Origin of the sequence: Bacillus sp. WP8 (assembly GCF_000800825.1) — a bacterium.
Classification (GTDB): domain Bacteria; phylum Bacillota; class Bacilli; order Bacillales; family Bacillaceae; genus Bacillus; species Bacillus safensis.
This window is the reverse complement of the sequence record NZ_CP010075.1, coordinates 2,178,492-2,196,074: the sequence shown is the minus strand read 5'-3', so window position 1 is coordinate 2,196,074 and position 17,583 is coordinate 2,178,492. Positions and strand designations below refer to the sequence as shown.

The following is a 17,583-nucleotide window of genomic DNA, read 5'->3' as shown; positions in this document are numbered from 1 at the left end:
AATACGTCATGAGTGAAAAAGCCTTTGTGACGGTCACAGCCCTTACAAAATACATAAAAAGAAAATTTGATGTTGATCCGCATTTAGAAGATATTTGGATCAAAGGTGAGTTATCCAATGTGAAGATTCATTCAAGAGGTCATGTGTACTTCACCTTAAAAGACGAAAACGCACGCATGCAAGCTGTCATGTTCCAGCGTTCCGCAGCAAAGCTGCCTTTTTTACCAAAAAGCGGAATGAAAGTGTTTGTACGCGGCGGAATTCAAGTATATGAACCAAGCGGCAACTATCAATTATATGCAAAAGAAATGCAGCCTGATGGTGTTGGTGCTCTTCATCTCGCTTATGAAGAGCTGAAGAAAAAGCTGGCAAGTGAAGGCTTATTTGATGCGCGCTATAAAAAACCAATTCCTGAATATCCAGAGGTTGTTGGTGTCATTACATCCCCAACAGGAGCGGCTGTCAGGGATGTCATTACAACGATTAACCGGCGTTATCAGCAGGCGAAAATCATTGTGCTTCCGGCGCTTGTCCAAGGTGAAAATGCCACTCGTTCAATCGTAGAGAGGATCAAGGAAGCAAATGAAAAACAGCTCTGTGATGTCTTGATTGTCGGAAGAGGAGGCGGTTCGATCGAAGAACTTTGGGCCTTTAATGAAGAAGCTGTCGCAAGAGCGATCTTCGCATCAGACATTCCAATCATTTCTGCAGTGGGGCACGAAACGGACTTTACAATCAGTGATTTTACTGCAGACATGAGAGCACCCACACCAACAGGAGCAGCCGAGCTCGCTGTTCCAAGCACAGCCGATTTAATAGAACGAATCAAATCCATCGACATTCGGCTGACAAGGGCCGTGAAGAATCGAACATCACAAGCGAAAGACCGTCTTGTGGCGCTGCAATCCTCTTATGCTTTCCGTTTTCCAAAACGATTGCAGGAGCAAAAAGAGCAGCAATTCGATTTGGTATTTGACCGTTTTCAAAAACAGCTGACGAGACAAATTGAACAAAAACGCAGTCAACTAGACCGCCAGACATACAGGTTGAAGCCGCTTCATCCAAAAGAACAGCTGCTTCAAGCAAAAAAACGCCATGCCAATGAAACAGAACAGCTCATCCGAAGCATGAATGTGCAAATGAAAACAATTCATTCGCAGTTCCAATCTGTTCTTGGTAAACTAAATGCATTAAATCCACTTCAGGTGATGGAAAGAGGCTACAGTTTAGCCTATAAAGACGATGAACTGATTAAAAGTGTGAACCAAGTCGATACGAAGGATCAGCTGGCTATCACCATGAAGGATGGACGTCTGATTTGTGAGGTTATTGAGAAGGAGGGACAATCATCATGACAGAATCAAATAAACAAAAAGAAGAACAAATGACATTTGAAGAAGCGATGAAAGGTCTTGAGGAGATCGTTGGGAAGCTCGAAGAAGGAGATGTACCACTTGAGCAAGCTATTCATTATTTTCAAGAAGGCATGACACTTTCAAAGCTTTGTCATGAAAAATTACAGCACGTTGAAAAGCAGATGGATTTCATTTTAAAAGAGGACGGTGAGCTGGCTCCTTTCTCAGTGAAGGAGGCAGATGCTGGTGAAAAGTAATTTGCAGGATTTTTTAACAACACGAAAACAGGCCATTGAAGATTATTTATTTACATATGTTCAGGAATTGAAGATTCCTGAAGACCTAAAATCTTCGATGCTTTACTCTCTTAAAGCTGGAGGGAAAAGAATTCGTCCTGTTCTCGTTCTTGCTTTATTACATGCCTACGGCAAAAAAGAAGAAGATGGCATACCGGTTGGCTGTGCTGTAGAGATGATTCATACGTATTCATTGATACACGACGACCTTCCTTGCATGGACGATGATGACCTTCGCAGAGGAAAGCCGACCAACCATAAAGTATACGGGGAAGCAACAGCGGTTCTCGCTGGCGATGCTCTTTTAACAGAAAGCTTCCGTCTGATTACATCTCAGCTATCTAGCAGTGTCTCTCCTGACCAAAAACTCAAAATCGTAGATGAACTTGTGAAGTCAGCAGGTGCGCTAGGAATGGTTGGCGGTCAATTTGATGACATGGAAGCAGAGCAAAAACAAGTCCCGCTTGCAGAACTAGAATCCATTCACGCCCGGAAAACAGGAAAGCTTCTCACATTCAGCGTCACAGCAGGTGCCATGCTGGCAGGTGCATCAGATGACGAAATCGAAAAACTAAGAGAATTCAGCTATCATATCGGTATTGCTTTTCAAATCCGTGATGACATTTTAGATCTCGAAGGAAGCGAAAAAAAAATAGGAAAACGGGTCGGCTCTGATACAGCGAATGAAAAGTCGACATATCCTTCTTTATTAACGCTTTCAGGAGCAAAAGAAAAACTGCACGAGCACATCACATGTGCAAAAGAAATTGTCTCAAATCTTGAATTAGAGCAGCAATTGCTGCATGAGTTATGTGATCTGATCGCCTCAAGAGATCATTAAAAACAGCCTAGATTTGAGGGTCTTCGAGCAATTGTGGTAAACTGTAAACAGTTTATCATGATGAGACAACTCTTATTCCCGCTTGGTTTTCGTAGGAATAAGGCATTATATATGTAGATAGAAATTTTGTTGAAAGCGAGTTGATCCTGATTGGATCTTTTATCAATAAAAAATCCAACGTTTCTAAAAGGAATGTCGATAGCAGAATTAGAGGAGCTTAGTGCTGACATTCGCATGTTTTTAATTGAGTCCTTGGCTAACTCTGGCGGGCATATCGGTCCGAACCTGGGTGTCGTTGAACTTACGGTTGCCCTTCATAAAGTATTTGACAGCCCGAAAGACAAATTCCTTTGGGATGTTGGACATCAGTCTTATGTTCACAAGCTGTTAACTGGAAGAGGGGCGGAGTTTGATACACTTCGTCAATATAAAGGACTTTGCGGTTTTCCTAAACGAAACGAAAGCGAGCATGATGTTTGGGAAACAGGCCACAGCTCAACGTCATTATCTGGCGCGATGGGTATGGCGGCGGCGCGTGATATTAAAGGAACAGATGAATATATCTTGCCGATTATCGGAGATGGTGCATTAACCGGAGGTATGGCGCTGGAAGCTCTGAATCATATCGGTGATGAAAAGAAAGATATGATCGTCATCTTAAACGATAATGAAATGAGTATTGCACCAAACGTCGGTGCGATTCACACAATGCTTGGCAGACTGCGCACAGCAGGCAAATACCAATGGGTAAAGGACGAGCTCGAATATTTATTCAAGCGGATCCCAGCTGTAGGCGGAAAGCTTGCTGCCACAGCAGAGCGTATTAAAGACAGCCTCAAGTATTTACTTGTGTCTGGCATGTTCTTTGAGGAAATGGGATTCACTTACTTAGGTCCTGTCGATGGACATTCTTATGAAGATCTTTTTGAAAACCTTGAATATGCAAAGAAAACAAAAGGTCCTGTCTTGCTGCATGTCATCACGAAAAAAGGAAAAGGTTATCAGCCGGCAGAATCCGATAAAATTGGGACTTGGCACGGCACAGGTCCATACAAAATTGATACAGGTGATTTTGTAAAGCCAGCAGCAGCTGCCCCGTCATGGAGTGGTCTTGTCAGTGAAACAGTCAGAAAGCTTGCGCGGAAAGATGAGCGAATTGTGGCCATCACACCTGCGATGCCTGTTGGCTCAAAACTTGAAGGCTTTGCAAAGGAATTTCCAGAGCGAATGTTTGATGTAGGAATTGCTGAGCAGCATGCAGCCACAATGGCAGCTGGGCTTGCGACGCAGGATATGAAGCCATTTTTAGCGATTTATTCAACGTTCCTGCAAAGAGCTTATGATCAAGTGCTGCATGATATTTGCCGCCAGAACCTCAATGTATTTATCGGGATTGACCGTGCGGGTCTTGTCGGTGCAGATGGAGAAACGCATCAAGGTGTGTTTGATATTGCCTTCATGCGTCATATGCCGAATATGGTGCTCATGATGCCGAAGGATGAAAATGAAGGTCAGCACATGGTCAATACAGCCATTCAGTATGATGACGGTCCTATTGCCATGCGTTTCCCGCGCGGAAATGGGCTGGGCGTGAAAATGGATGAACAGCTGAAAACCATTCCGATTGGGTCTTGGGAGGTTCTTCGTCCAGGGAAAGATGCTGTCATCTTAACATTCGGTACGACGATTAAAATGGCGCTGCAAGCAGCTGAGGAACTTCAAAAAGAAGGAAAATCAATTCGTGTCGTCAACGCCCGGTTTATTAAGCCGCTTGATGAAGCGATGCTACATGACATTCTTTCTGAAGGGATTCCGATTTTAACGATTGAAGAAGCTGTGCTCCAAGGCGGGTTTGGCAGCAGTGTATTAGAATATGTACACGACAAGAAAGCATCACATATCAAAGTAGAACGGATGGGTATCCCAGATCAATTTATTGAGCATGGAAGTGTTGATGCCCTGCTTGAAGAAATTGGTCTGACGAAAGCACAGGCTGCTGAGACTTTGCGTGGCCTGCTTCCCGCAGCACCAAGAAAAGGAATTGGATCATGACATCAAAGAAAGAACGACTTGACGTTTTATTAGTCGAACAAGGACTAATGGAAACAAGAGAGAAAGCAAAGCGTGCCATCATGGCAGGAATCGTTTACTCAAATGAAAACCGTTTGGATAAACCAGGAGAGAAAATTGCTCGTGATACTCCGCTCACAGTGAAGGGGAATCCTCTCAAATACGTAAGCCGAGGCGGGTTAAAGCTCGAAAAAGCGCTCAAAGAATTTGACCTGACAGTTGAAGGGAAATTGCTGATTGATATTGGCTCATCTACAGGCGGATTTACGGATTGTGCTCTTCAAAATGGAGCGGTCAAATCATATGCTGTAGACGTTGGCTACAATCAGCTTGCGTGGAAATTAAGGCAGGATGACAGGGTGATCGTCATGGAGCGCACCAATTTTCGCCATTCCATCCCAGCTGATTTTACTGAAGGATTGCCAGAAGTGGCTTCAATTGATGTATCTTTTATTTCACTTAAACTCATTCTGCCAGCTTTAAAGCATATTCTTGTTCCGGGTGGGGACTGTATTGCACTCGTCAAGCCTCAATTTGAAGCGGGCAGAGAGCTTGTTGGGAAAAAAGGCATCGTGCGCGAGCCGTCTGTCCACCTCGGTGTACTAGAAGAGATGAATCAATTTGCTGCTAAAGAAGGCTATGATGTAAAGGATGTTTCGTTTTCGCCTATCACTGGTGGAGACGGAAATATTGAATTTCTGCTTCATTTAGTGCTTCATCCTGATCAAGAGGAGAATACGGCGCTTCCGGTTTCAGAACTTGAGAAAGTCGTGAAGGAAGCCCATTCTGTATTGAAAGAAAAGAAAAACAGCCCTGAGCCGGCTGACACATGAGATGATTGATACAAAAGGAATAATAGCTCGCTATTATTCCTTTTCAGATTGTTGACAAAGGGTTAAAATGATCTTTATTTTAGCCCTTTGTCTTCCTTTTTACATGGTCAAAAGACGAAATCGGCTGGATCTCACGTAATGCTTGTTTTTTGAAGTGTGCATCATATAACATAGAACGTAAAGACAAACTGAGAATAAAACGCCTAGGGGGGTCAAATATGAATAAAGGTCAAAGGCATATTAAAATTAGAGAAATCATTGCAAGCCAAGAAATTGAAACACAAGATGAATTGGTCGATATTTTGAAAGCCGATGGATATAACATCACACAAGCGACCGTTTCTAGAGATATTAAAGAATTACATTTAGTGAAAGTTCCGACGAACAATGGAACATATAAATACAGTCTTCCTGCTGATCAGCGGTTTAACCCGCTGTCAAAGCTGAAACGATCCCTAATGGATGCATTTATTAAAATGGATGCTGCCAGTCATTTAATTGTTCTGAAAACAATGCCGGGTAATGCTCAGGCAATCGGTGCTTTAATGGATAATTTAGATTGGGAAGAAATTATGGGAACGATTTGCGGAGATGATACCATTTTAATCATTTGCCGCACTCCAGATGATACAGAGACAGTTTCGAGCAAAATTTTAGAGCTTCTATAAAGAATCAGGTTTACTAAAAGAGGTGTCAAATGAGTGTTAGCAGAACTAACCATTAAAAACTTTGCAATCATTGAAGAGTTAACGGTTTCATTTGAAAAAGGACTCACGGTCCTAACAGGGGAAACAGGTGCCGGAAAATCCATCATGATTGATGCTGTCTCACTTCTCGTGGGAGGAAGAGGGTCCTCTGAATTTGTCCGCTACGGTGAAAAAAAAGCAGAGCTGGAAGGGCTTTTTCTTGTACCAGCCGATCATCCTGTATTTGCTCTATGCGAAGAGCAGGGAATTGACGCATCAGATGAAATGATGATCCTCCGCCGTGATATTAACAACAGCGGGAAAAGCATTTGCCGGATTAATGGAAAGCTTGTCACCATCTCACTTTTACGTGAAGTAGGACGGCTTTTGCTTGATATACATGGTCAGCACGATAACCAGCTGCTTATGGAAGATGAAAATCATCTGCATTTGCTCGATCAATTTGGAGCAGAAGAAATTGCACCAGCTCTCTTGCAGTATCAAGAAGCATATGATCAATATATGAAGACGGCTCAAAAGCTCAGGCAGCTGTCCGAGAATGAGCAGGAAATGGTGCACCGCTTAGATTTACTGCAATTTCAGCTAGAGGAGATTGAGGCAGCGCAGTTAGAGCCGGGAGAAGATGAGAAGCTTCAGGAAGAGCGTCATCAAATCAGCAACTACGAGAAAATCTATTCCTCACTCCAAAACGCGTATAACGCTTTGCGTAATGAGCAAGGAGGACTAGATTGGGTTGGCATGTCCTCAAGCGAGCTTGAGCAAGTGTCTGAGATCAATGATGATTTGAAAAAGCTATCTGAACAAGTATCGAATTCCTACTACTTATTAGAGGATTCAACTTTCCAAATGCGAAGCATGCTGGATCAATTAGAATTCGATCCGGCTCGTCTTGATTTTATTGAATCCAGGCTGAATGAAATGAAGCAGTTAAAACGAAAATACGGCACAACCGTTGAGGAAATTTTGGAGTATGCGGCGAAGATTGAAGAAGAAATCGATCAAATTCAAAATCGAGACAGCCATCTGCAGACGCTCAAGAATAAACTGGATGCGATGAGCCGTGATGCCCTGCTGGAAGCACTTAACGTTTCGGAGCTGCGTAAAAAATGGGCCAAAAAGCTAGCGAAGCAAATCCAAACGGAGCTCAAGGATTTGTATATGGAGAAGTCTTCATTTGACACAGCTTTTTCTATTCGATATGCGCCTTTTGGAAGCACCGATTGTCCGCTATTAGACGGAAAACCTGTCCAGCTCGGGAAAAATGGAATCGACCAAGCACAATTTGTCATTTCTACAAATACAGGCGAACCGATGAAATCTTTATCGAAAGTAGCCTCAGGTGGAGAAATTTCACGTGTCATGCTCGCTGTGAAGAGTATTTTCTCAGCCAAACAAGACGTCACATCCATTATCTTCGATGAAGTTGATACAGGCGTCAGCGGCAGAGTCGCACAAGCCATTGCTGAAAAAATTTACAAAGTAGCATCTGGATCACAAGTGCTCTGCATTACACATCTGCCTCAAGTAGCCGCAATGGCTGACACACATCTCTTCATTTCGAAACGCTCAAAAGCGGGCAGAACACTGACGAGTGTCAAACCATTAAGTCATGAAGAAAAAGTGAGTGAAATTGGCCGGATGATTGCCGGTGTGGAAGTCACAGAGCTGACAAAACAGCACGCAAAAGAACTATTGCACCAAGCAAATGATGTCAAAACAACAGGGTAGCTGAATCATCAGCTGCCTTTTTTATGTTGTGTAAAAGACGGCGTATATACCCATAAAATCGTCTTTTTCTTTTATCAATTTATCCAATCATTTTCTAAAGCTGCCGGTTATAAATCCTCTCGAAGAAGGCAAAAGTAAAGATGTAGCCAAAACATGAGTGTTCTGGTGTGGGTAAGGAGCGAGGAGAGTGAAAAATGAATGCCCGAAAAGATGAGAAAAGCCATTGGTGTGATTCTCCTTGTTTCTTTAATAAGTACAGGGTTTATGAGCATAGTGAAGGAATACATCAGCATTCCAACAAATGTTGCTGTATTTGAAAAACAGAAGCACTCAATTGACACATCGATTGAAGCGTCAGCCAATGCTTCTTCGCCAGCCTTTAGCCTTTCAGAGAAAGAGAATCAGCTGGATATTACAGGACAAAAGGCGGGAAAAGCCGAAATTGTTTATGATTTTAAAGGATTTCCTATTAAGAAAACAAAAGTTGATGTTCTCCCTGAATTAAAAGTCGTTCCTGGAGGACAATCCATTGGCGTCAAGCTCCACTCTGTAGGAGTTCTCGTTGTAGGTTTTCATCAAATCACAACAGCAGACGGCAAAAAATCACCAGGTGAAGCCGCAGGCATTCAATCAGGGGATATGATCATTGAAATCAATGGTCAAAAAATGGAGAAAATGAATGACCTCACCCCATTTATTCAGAAAGCAGGGAAAACGGGTGAAACCCTTCGTTTGCTCATAAAGAGAGATCATAAAACCTTTCAAACAACATTAACACCCGCAAAAGATGCAAGTGAAGGCATCTATCGAATTGGTCTTTACATTCGTGATTCTGCAGCAGGAATCGGCACGATGACCTTTTTTGAACCTTCATCTAAAAAATATGGTGCCCTTGGGCATGTGATTTCTGACATGGATACAAAAAAACCAATTGTTGTCGATAATGGCGAAATTGTCAGATCAACCGTGACATCGATTGAAAAAGGTACAGGAGGCAATCCTGGAGAAAAATTGGCGAGATTTTCTTCCGAAAGAAAAACAATAGGAGATATCTCCCGCAACAGCCCTTTTGGTATCTTTGGTACGTTAACCGAAAAGCTTGAAAATCATGTAGCAGATAAACCACTTCCAGTCGCTTTATCAAATGAAGTAAAAGAAGGCCCAGCAGAAATTTTAACCGTTGTGGATCATGATAAAGTGGAGAAGTTTGATATTAAAATCGTCAGCACAACACCGCAGAAATTCCCAGCAACTAAAGGAATGGTATTGAAGGTAACAGATGAGCGGCTCTTAAGTAAAACGGGCGGAATCGTCCAAGGAATGAGCGGAAGCCCCATCATTCAAAATGGCAAAGTCATTGGAGCTGTCACACACGTATTCGTCAATGATCCGACTAGCGGGTACGGCGTACACATTGAATGGATGCTGTCCGAAGCAGGAATCGACCTTTATCAAAAAAACAAAAAAGCAAGTTGATCATTTAACTGCCGCGAATCTTCCGGCAGTTTTTTCTACCCTTTCTTTCTCTTCCATCATGTTATAAAATAAGGAAAAAGAGATTTTTCGACAAAATGGAAAAAAGCATGTTGTCAAATTGCAATAATCGTCGATTCTTTAAGAAAAACATAGAAAAAGCTAGATAATGCTCTATTATTCGGAAAATTAAAGTTTTTTAAAGGGGATAGCATGGTTTTGTCGAATTGAACACTCAGAAGAGAAATGCAAAAGACTAAAGGAATCGACATTGGGGAGGAAAGAACGTGGAGAAAATTAAAGTGTGTGTAGCTGATGACAATCGAGAGCTTGTTGGCCTTTTGACAGAGTACATTGAGGGACAGGAAGATATGGAAGTACTTGGCGTGGCGTATAATGGTCAGGAATGCCTGACATTATTTAAAGATAAAGAGCCCGACGTTCTCCTCTTAGATATTATTATGCCTCATTTAGACGGTCTTGCTGTACTAGAACGCCTCCGTGAAAACAATGAAATGACAAAACAGCCAAGTGTGATTATGCTAACGGCCTTTGGACAAGAAGATGTCACGAAAAAAGCAGTTGATTTGGGCGCATCTTATTTCATTTTAAAGCCATTTGATATGGAAAACCTAGTAGGTCATATTCGTCAAGTCAGTGGAAACGGCACACAAGTTACCCATCGCTCTTCATCAATCCAAAACAGTGTTCTTCGCAACAAACCTGAACCGAAACGTAAAAACTTAGATGCGAGCATTACGACCATTATTCATGAGATTGGCGTGCCCGCTCATATTAAAGGGTATTTATACTTAAGAGAAGCGATTTCTATGGTGTACAATGACATTGAGCTTCTCGGAAGCATTACTAAAGTGTTGTACCCAGACATTGCAAAGAAATTTAACACGACCGCCAGCAGGGTGGAACGGGCAATTCGTCATGCCATTGAAGTCGCTTGGAGCAGAGGGAACATTGATTCCATTTCCTCACTCTTTGGTTATACTGTCAGCATGTCAAAAGCGAAACCAACCAATTCAGAATTTATTGCCATGGTAGCTGATCGTTTGCGATTAGAGCATAGAGCTAGCTAGTTTATTTTTCATGAAAAAACGTTTCTTCATTGAGACGTTTTTTTATTTTGAAACATGTTGTCAAAAATTGGTTAGGTTGATAAAATCATCTTAATGTTTAAATTGGACAAACGGGCTGCTTTATTTTCAGAATAAAATGAAAAATAAAGCATGAAAAAAATAAAAAAGACATAAAGTAGTGGTAATCAGCTGCGCCAATCGATCATGAAGTCTTCAAAATAGAAGAAGAAAACGCTCATTCGTAAGAAAAAGGATGAGAGGAAAAGGTCTTATGGAAATGGTAATTAAAGCAAACGAGATCGAAAGTTCTATTTCTATTGACCTGATTGATTGGCGTTTTAAAGTCACTGGCTTCTTAGAGATTGTGCCATTTGAACTGAATATTCCCATTGTCGAATTTAATAATTTTCACATTCTTTTACTATGCTATAATAATGAAAAGAAGAGGGTGAGGTTATGGGAAAGCTGAAAATCCACTCTGCTGAGGTAGCGAACGAAATTAGCAAGTGGACGAGGGTCATTTCTCAGAATGACTTAGAAAAATCTGCTATCTATAAAGAGAAAATTCAGAATTTGCTAAAAAATACAGATGAAGACCGTGAAGTTCTCCTTTATTATCAGCTTGTTGACGGCAGACATGAAATGTTACTTGGAAATATTGAAAAAGCCAATCAAATTATGAAAAGTGTCGGAACGCTCGATGAGAAGGCAGATGACATTATTAATTTTTATTTTTACTTTTACAAAGGCCAATATGCTGCATATGTGAAAAAGTATGATGAAGCCATTAGTTTTTACAAAATTGCAGAACAGCGGCTAAAACGTGTGAATGAAGACCTTGAAGTAGGAACTTTTCACCATAAGGTTGCTTCAATTTATTACGAACTGAAACAAAACTTCATATCCATTAATCATATTAAAAAAGCCATCGATACATTCAAAGCACATGAAGAGTATACAGCGCAGGCAATTGACAGCTTGATTTTACATGCAAGTAATTGTATTGATTTGTTCCAATTCGATGAAGCAGAGGAGAAGTATCAAGAAGCACTTGAGAAAAGTAAGCGCATTAACAATGAAGTGCTGATTGGGAAATGCTATCACAATTTAGCTGTTCTTTATTATGCAAAGCATGATTATGAAAAAAGCGCACATTATGCAAAAAAAGGAATGGGCATTCAAATTCACCGTGACAATAGTCATTATTACATCCAATCTTTATATGTTCTGGCAAACGCCTTAGTGCATCTAGGAGATCAAGAGGCGAGGGAATATATTAAAGAGGGTATTCTGTATAGCTGCGATATCCAAAATAATGAATATATAGTAAAATTTGAAATTTTGGATTTGATGTGCGAGAATAGTGGGGCAGCAGACGTATTCTCTGAAAAATTAGACTACATAGAAAAAAATAGATTATATGTGGAGCTTGAGGATTTGTCTGAACAAATATCGAAATACTTCAAGGAACGAAATGATTATCAAAATGCCATTCGTTTTCTTGAAAAGAAATTCGATGCACAAATACTTCAAAAGAAAGTGGAGGTTATCTTATGAAAAAGTTGTTGTTAGGTGTAACCGTTGTTACAGCAGTCGCAGTTGTTTCTTCCCTTTTTGCTCTTGACGCAGAGACGACAGAGCAAGCCATCAGAGCGATTACGTGATCGAATTTATCTGTCAACCTCTTCATGCGAATCAGAAGAGGTTTTTTTTATGTGCTCAAAACTGGAAAAACGAAAAAAGACACGTCATAATGAAAGGAAGCATCATATTTAGAGGTGACCTATGACGAAAATTTTTGCACACAGAGGCTTTAAAGGCATTTATCCTGAAAACACCATGATAGCCTTCGAGCATGCACTCCATTCGGGAGCTGACGGAATTGAGCTGGATGTTCAGCTGACGAAAGACGGCAGACTTGCTGTCATTCACGATGAGAAACTGAACAGAACAACGAATATGAAAGGTTTAGTGAAAGACCATACATATGAAGAATTAAAAGCGGGAGATGCGAGTCATTCTTTTTATGAAGAAACCGGTGCTGTATCCATTCCTCTTTTAGAGGAAGTATTAGAGCTAGTGACGCAGCAATCATCATTGATCATCAATATTGAACTGAAAAACTCCATTTATCGATATCCTGGTATCGAGGAGAAAGTAAAAAAACAAATCGAGCATTTTCAAATAGAAGACCGTGTACTTGTTTCATCGTTTCATCACGGCAGTTTAGCTCTTTTTCACAAACTGATGCCGCATGTTGAACTTGCTGTTCTCACAATGGATGTGATTCATCAGCCTGAGATGTATATAAAAACAGTACCAGCAAGAGGCTATCATCCGAATATTAAGGGTGCAGGCGTGACCAAAGAGGTTGTGTCAGCTCTCCATGCATCTGAGCAAGTAATCAGGCCGTTTACAGTAAACAGTGAAAAGCAAATGAAAAACATGTTTTCCTTAGGTGTTGATGGCATTTTCACTGATTTTCCTGACCGGGCCGTGAAAATAAGAGAAGAAATGAAATAAAGACCTGCTATCATCAGCGGGTCTTTTTTTCACGTTTTATCTCTGCTTAAAGCGAGCAGTCACTTTATTTCGTTTACGGTCTCTATATAAAATAAAGCCAGCCACTACATAAAGCCCTCCCCCTAAAAATAACAACCCTGCAATTCCTTGCAGCCATAAAAATGGAAATGGTGCAATGATGATGCCGAAAACAGTGTCACGCAGCAGCTTAATCCCAAGTGCAGCAAGCGCGCCAGGTATTAAAATAATCACTAGTGCAAGTATTCTCCCCATCAAATGTCCCCTTAAACGTCATTTACTTCCATTGTCTAATTCAAAAAATATTTTGTCAAGAAAGGAAAACGTGGTAATATAAGAGTTGTGCAATTTTTTGCAACGGAAAAATATGGTGTGCAAATTTTTTCATATGAAGGGGTAACGGGATGCAGAGAGTCTTGATTGTCGGTGCAGGACAGGGTGGATCAGCATTGCTAGAAACATTGCTGAAAACAAATATGATTCAAATCATTGCGATCGCCGACCTTGATCTTGAGGCACCGGGGATGGCAGAAGCGAAAAAGAATGGAATTGATACGACAACGGATTGGAAAGAATACATAAAAGATGACATTGATATCATCATTGAAACAACAGGCAGTTCAGCAGTGCTGAAAGAGCTGATGGAAGAAAAGCCGGAGCATGCTGTCATTGTTCCAAGTTCAATGGCTTACGTCATATCAGAATTAATGTCAGAAAAACAACAGCTAATTCAAATATTAAAGGAACAAACCTATAAGCATGACCGCATTTTTAATGCAACGAACGATGGGATGATTTTTATAAACATGGACGAAGAAGTCGTCCTGTTTAATCGATCAGCGGCCAAAATGGTTGGATGTTCGCAAAAAGATGCGATTGGCCGCGACATACGAGAAGTGATCCCAAACACAAAACTTCCCGACATTTTAAGATCGAGAGAGCCAGAATTTAATCAAAAACAATTTCTGAACCAGCAAATACAAATTGTCACAACGCGTTTGCCAATTATTGATGACGCGGGGAGAATGCTAGGTGCTTTATCCATCTTTAAAGATATTACAGATGCCGTTGAGCTTGCGGAGGAAGTAACCAACCTTAAAGAAGTGCGAACCATGCTGGAGGCGATCATTCAATCGTCGGATGAAGCCATATCGGTTGTTGATGAGCAGGGAAAAGGGATCTTGATCAACCGAGCTTATACGAAAATGACTGGATTAACAGATAAAGAAGTTGTGGGGAAACCAGCGGGTGCAGATATTTCTGAAGGAGAAAGCATGCATTTGAAGGTGCTTGAAACAAGAAGACCGGTTCGAGGCGTCAGAATGAAAGTCGGGCCGAATAAAAAAGATGTGATCGTCAACGTAGCGCCAGTCATCGTTGATGGCATCTTAAAAGGCAGTGTCGGCGTCATTCATGACGTATCAGAAATTCAATCACTCACGAATGAATTAAATAAAGCAAGGCAGCTTATCCGGACACTTGAAGCAAAGTACACATTTGAAGACATCATTGGAGAAAGTGAGCAAATGCTTGTGGCACTTGAGCAGGCAAAGCTAGGCGCAAAAACGCCAGCCACCATTTTACTCCGGGGAGAATCAGGTACTGGAAAAGAGCTGTTTGCGCACGCCATTCACAATGAAAGTGACCGAAAATATAATCGCTTTGTACGGGTCAACTGTGCAGCCTTATCTGAGACCCTTTTAGAGTCAGAGCTTTTTGGCTATGAAGAAGGAGCGTTCTCTGGTGCAAGGCGCGGCGGGAAAAAAGGACTGTTTGAAGAGGCGAATCAAGGCAGCATTTTTTTAGATGAAATTGGTGAGATGACGCCAAGTACACAGGCGAAGCTGCTGCGCGTCATGCAGGAGAAAGAAATTGTAAGAGTAGGCGGAACAAAGGCCATACCAGTCGATGTTCGTGTCATCACGGCGACAAATGTCAATATTGAAAAAGCGATGGCGGAAGGAAAGTTCAGAGAGGACTTATATTATCGCATGAACAGATACCCGATCTCTATCCCGCCGCTAAGGCAGCGCCTTGAGGATATTGATTCGTTAAGCAAACGTCTCATCCAAAAGATCAATTTAGACTATGGACGGAACGTTCGCGGGTTAACAGAACAGGCGCTTCATAGACTGCGATCATATAAGTGGCCTGGAAACGTAAGAGAGCTTGAAAATGTACTTGGACGAGCCATGATCTTTTTAAACCCACAAGAAGAATGGATTGATGAGGGGCATATTTCTTTCATGGAGTCTGAAGATCAGGAAGAAAAAGAGCACCAGGAACTGGCTGTCAGTCAATTTGAGGGAGAGACGCTTTCGGATGCTGTTGAGGCATTTGAAGCGCAGCTGATTAAACAAACCCTTGAAAAGCATCAATTCAATCGCACGAAAACAGCGAAAACGTTAGGGATCAGCATACGGAACCTTTACTATAAAATGGATAAATATCAACTTGCAAAAGATAGCATGCAATAAAATGCATGTAAACTGCAAAAGGTTGCACGAATGTCATGCAAACTGCCTCATTTTACTGCATTTCAAACTGGCACGGAACTTGCATATAAAACATGAACCGAGCACAAGGAAAGGTGGGCATATATGAAGCTTGACGATCTGATTATGAAAGCCGCCCAGCTGCAGAATAAAACGGCGGCTGTGGCTCATGCAGAAGACGAAGAAGTGCTTCATGCCATCAAGATGGCAATTAAGCGAAAGGTCGCTCGCTTTCTCCTGGTTGGGAACAAACGCAACCTGAAGGAGCTAGTGAAACAGCATGCAATCGATGAGGACTGGATAGATATTATTCATTCAGATTCTCCCGAAGAATCTGCCAAAATAGCCGTGCAGGCAGTGAGCGAGAAGCATGCAGATATTTTGATGAAGGGGCATGTCCCGACAGCCGTTCTTTTAAAAGCGGTACTGAATAAAGAATATGGGCTCAGGACAGCAAGTGTCCTATCACATGTCGCAGCATTCGAAGTACCGGGCTTTGACCGCTTTATTTATGTCACGGATTCTGCGATGAACATCGCGCCCGATTTAAATATGCTGAAAGAGATTACGATCAATTCTGTTCAAGTAGCACAAGCTGTAGGAAACGACATGCCAAAGGTTGCAGTGCTCTCTGCGGTCGAGGTCGTGAATCCGGCAATGGATTCAACTTTAACTGCGGCAAGTCTTGCGCAAATGAATCGGCGGGGGCAAATTTCTGGATGCCTGATTGATGGGCCTCTTGCTTTAGATAATGCCATCTCTCAAACGGCAGCTTCTCATAAAAATATTACGAGTGATGTAGCCGGCCATGCAGATATTTTGCTTGTGCCAACAATTGAGGCAGGAAACATTCTTTATAAATCTCTCATCTACTTTGCACATGCGAAGGTGGGAGCTGTGGTGGCAGGAGCCAAGGCGCCGATTGCTTTAACAAGCCGGTCTGATTCAGCTGAAAGTAAGCTTTATTCAATTGCGCTTGCCATCTGTACATCAAATTAAGCGGAAGTAATAGGAGGAATAACACAATGGAACTTTTTAAATATATGGAACGATACGATTATGAACAGCTTGTATTTTGTCAGGATGAGCAGTCTGGCTTAAAAGCGATTATTGCGATTCATGATACAACACTTGGACCTGCACTAGGCGGAACGAGAATGTGGACGTATGAAAACGAAGAAGCAGCTATTGAGGATGCACTGCGTCTAGCAAGAGGAATGACTTATAAAAACGCGGCAGCAGGACTTAATCTTGGCGGCGGAAAAACAGTGATCATCGGTGACCCGAGAAAAGACAAAAACGAAGAAATGTTCCGTGCCTTTGGACGTTACATTCAAGGGCTGAATGGCCGCTATATTACAGCGGAAGATGTCGGTACAACGGTAGAAGACATGGACCTCATTCATGAAGAAACCGATTTTGTCACAGGGATCTCTCCTGCATTTGGTTCATCCGGAAATCCGTCTCCAGTCACTGCTTACGGTGTATATAAAGGGATGAAAGCCGCTGCCAAAGCTGCTTTCGGTACAGATTCATTAGAAGGAAAAACAATTGCTGTCCAAGGTGTTGGAAATGTGGCCTACAATCTGTGTAAACATCTGCACGAAGAAGGCGCACAGCTTATTGTCACAGATATCAACAAAGACTCTGTCAAGCGAGCTGTTGAAGACTTCGGCGCAAAAGCAGTCGATCCTGACGATATTTATGATCAAGCATGTGATATTTATGCACCGTGCGCACTTGGTGCAACCATTAACGATGTAACCATTCCTAAGTTAAAAGCAAAAGTGATTGCAGGTGCTGCAAATAACCAGCTAAGAGAAACGCATCACGGAGACCTTATCCATGAAATGGGGATTGTATATGCTCCTGACTATGTGATTAATGCAGGCGGTGTGATTAACGTGGCTGATGAGCTTTATGGCTATAATGCAGATCGTGCGATGAAAAAAGTCGAAGGCATTTATCAAAATATTGAACGTGTGATTGAAATTTCAAACCGTGATGCCATTCCAACTTATAAAGCGGCAGACCGATTGGCTGAAGAGCGAATTGAAAGAATGCGCAAATCAAGAAGTCAATTCTTGCAAAATGGTCAACATATTTTAAGTCGTCGCTAATTGGAAGAATGAGTTGAAACGGAGGTTTTGTTT

The 17,583-nt window shown here is 41.7% G+C and carries 16 protein-coding genes; 15 read left to right on the top strand and 1 reads right to left on the bottom strand.

Going from position 1 to position 17,583, the window contains the following annotated elements:
- Positions 1-8 precede the first annotated feature (8 nt).
- From xseA to QR42_RS10875, 12 genes are all read left to right on the top strand, one after another.
- Entirely contained in the window at positions 9-1,355 is a 1,347-nt protein-coding gene (xseA, locus tag QR42_RS10930; protein ID WP_039179866.1) for an exodeoxyribonuclease VII large subunit, read from the top strand.
- Positions 1,352-1,612 carry an exodeoxyribonuclease VII small subunit gene (locus QR42_RS10925; RefSeq protein ID WP_039179863.1) on the top strand — a complete coding sequence of 87 codons (261 nt, stop codon included), beginning with the start codon at positions 1,352-1,354 and terminating at the stop codon, positions 1,610-1,612. Before xseA ends, QR42_RS10925 begins: the two co-directional genes overlap by 4 nt.
- Positions 1,596-2,492, top strand: a complete 897-nt coding sequence (locus tag QR42_RS10920) for a polyprenyl synthetase family protein (RefSeq protein WP_200885514.1) — start codon at positions 1,596-1,598, stop codon at positions 2,490-2,492. Before QR42_RS10925 ends, QR42_RS10920 begins: the two co-directional genes overlap by 17 nt.
- Positions 2,493-2,642: 150 nt before the next feature.
- Entirely contained in the window at positions 2,643-4,544 is a 1,902-nt protein-coding gene (dxs, locus tag QR42_RS10915) for a 1-deoxy-D-xylulose-5-phosphate synthase (RefSeq protein WP_039179859.1), read from the top strand.
- Positions 4,541-5,395 (top strand): TlyA family RNA methyltransferase, encoded by an 855-nt coding sequence (locus tag QR42_RS10910; RefSeq protein ID WP_039179856.1) that lies wholly within the window; start codon positions 4,541-4,543, stop codon positions 5,393-5,395. The genes dxs and QR42_RS10910 overlap by 4 nt, the downstream gene beginning before the upstream one ends.
- 218 nt (positions 5,396-5,613) lie before the next feature.
- Entirely contained in the window at positions 5,614-6,063 is a 450-nt protein-coding gene (ahrC, locus tag QR42_RS10905; RefSeq protein WP_024422938.1) for a transcriptional regulator AhrC/ArgR, read from the top strand.
- Positions 6,064-6,096: 33 nt separating this feature from the next.
- Entirely contained in the window at positions 6,097-7,830 is a 1,734-nt protein-coding gene (recN, locus tag QR42_RS10900) for a DNA repair protein RecN (RefSeq protein ID WP_039179853.1), read from the top strand.
- A 198-nt stretch (positions 7,831-8,028) separates the two neighbouring features.
- Positions 8,029-9,306: a SpoIVB peptidase gene (gene spoIVB, locus QR42_RS10895; RefSeq protein ID WP_039179850.1), complete on the top strand. Its 1,278-nt coding sequence runs from the start codon at positions 8,029-8,031 to the stop codon at positions 9,304-9,306.
- A 284-nt stretch (positions 9,307-9,590) separates the two neighbouring features.
- Positions 9,591-10,394 carry a sporulation transcription factor Spo0A gene (spo0A, locus tag QR42_RS10890; protein ID WP_024422935.1) on the top strand — a complete coding sequence of 268 codons (804 nt, stop codon included), beginning with the start codon at positions 9,591-9,593 and terminating at the stop codon, positions 10,392-10,394.
- A gap of 271 nt (positions 10,395-10,665) precedes the next feature.
- Positions 10,666-10,863 (top strand): hypothetical protein, encoded by a 198-nt coding sequence (locus tag QR42_RS10885; RefSeq protein ID WP_039179847.1) that lies wholly within the window; start codon positions 10,666-10,668, stop codon positions 10,861-10,863.
- Complete coding sequence (locus tag QR42_RS10880; RefSeq protein ID WP_039179845.1) at positions 10,851-11,951, top strand: Rap family tetratricopeptide repeat protein; 1,101 nt, start codon at positions 10,851-10,853, stop codon at positions 11,949-11,951. Before QR42_RS10885 ends, QR42_RS10880 begins: the two co-directional genes overlap by 13 nt.
- Positions 11,952-12,179: 228 nt before the next feature.
- On the top strand, positions 12,180-12,917 hold the full coding sequence (locus QR42_RS10875; protein WP_039179841.1) for a glycerophosphodiester phosphodiesterase: 738 nt from the start codon (positions 12,180-12,182) through the stop codon (positions 12,915-12,917).
- Between the two features lie 36 nt (positions 12,918-12,953).
- Here the strand turns inward: QR42_RS10875 and QR42_RS10870 are convergent, their stop codons facing one another.
- On the bottom strand, positions 12,954-13,190 hold the full coding sequence (locus QR42_RS10870) for a DUF2627 domain-containing protein (protein WP_039179838.1): 237 nt from the start codon (positions 13,188-13,190) through the stop codon (positions 12,954-12,956).
- A 149-nt stretch (positions 13,191-13,339) separates the two neighbouring features.
- Here QR42_RS10870 and QR42_RS10865 point away from each other — a divergent pair, with 149 nt between their 5' ends.
- From QR42_RS10865 to bcd, 3 genes are all read left to right on the top strand, one after another.
- Entirely contained in the window at positions 13,340-15,412 is a 2,073-nt protein-coding gene (locus QR42_RS10865; protein WP_039179835.1) for a sigma-54 interaction domain-containing protein, read from the top strand.
- 123 nt (positions 15,413-15,535) lie between these two features.
- The gene (yqiS, locus tag QR42_RS10860) at positions 15,536-16,429 is read left to right on the top strand and encodes a phosphate butyryltransferase (RefSeq protein WP_039179832.1); all 894 of its coding nucleotides are present in this window, start codon (positions 15,536-15,538) and stop codon (positions 16,427-16,429) included.
- 26 nt (positions 16,430-16,455) lie between these two features.
- On the top strand, positions 16,456-17,550 hold the full coding sequence (gene bcd / locus QR42_RS10855) for a branched-chain amino acid dehydrogenase (RefSeq protein ID WP_003215658.1): 1,095 nt from the start codon (positions 16,456-16,458) through the stop codon (positions 17,548-17,550).
- The last annotated feature ends 33 nt before the right edge of the window (positions 17,551-17,583 follow it).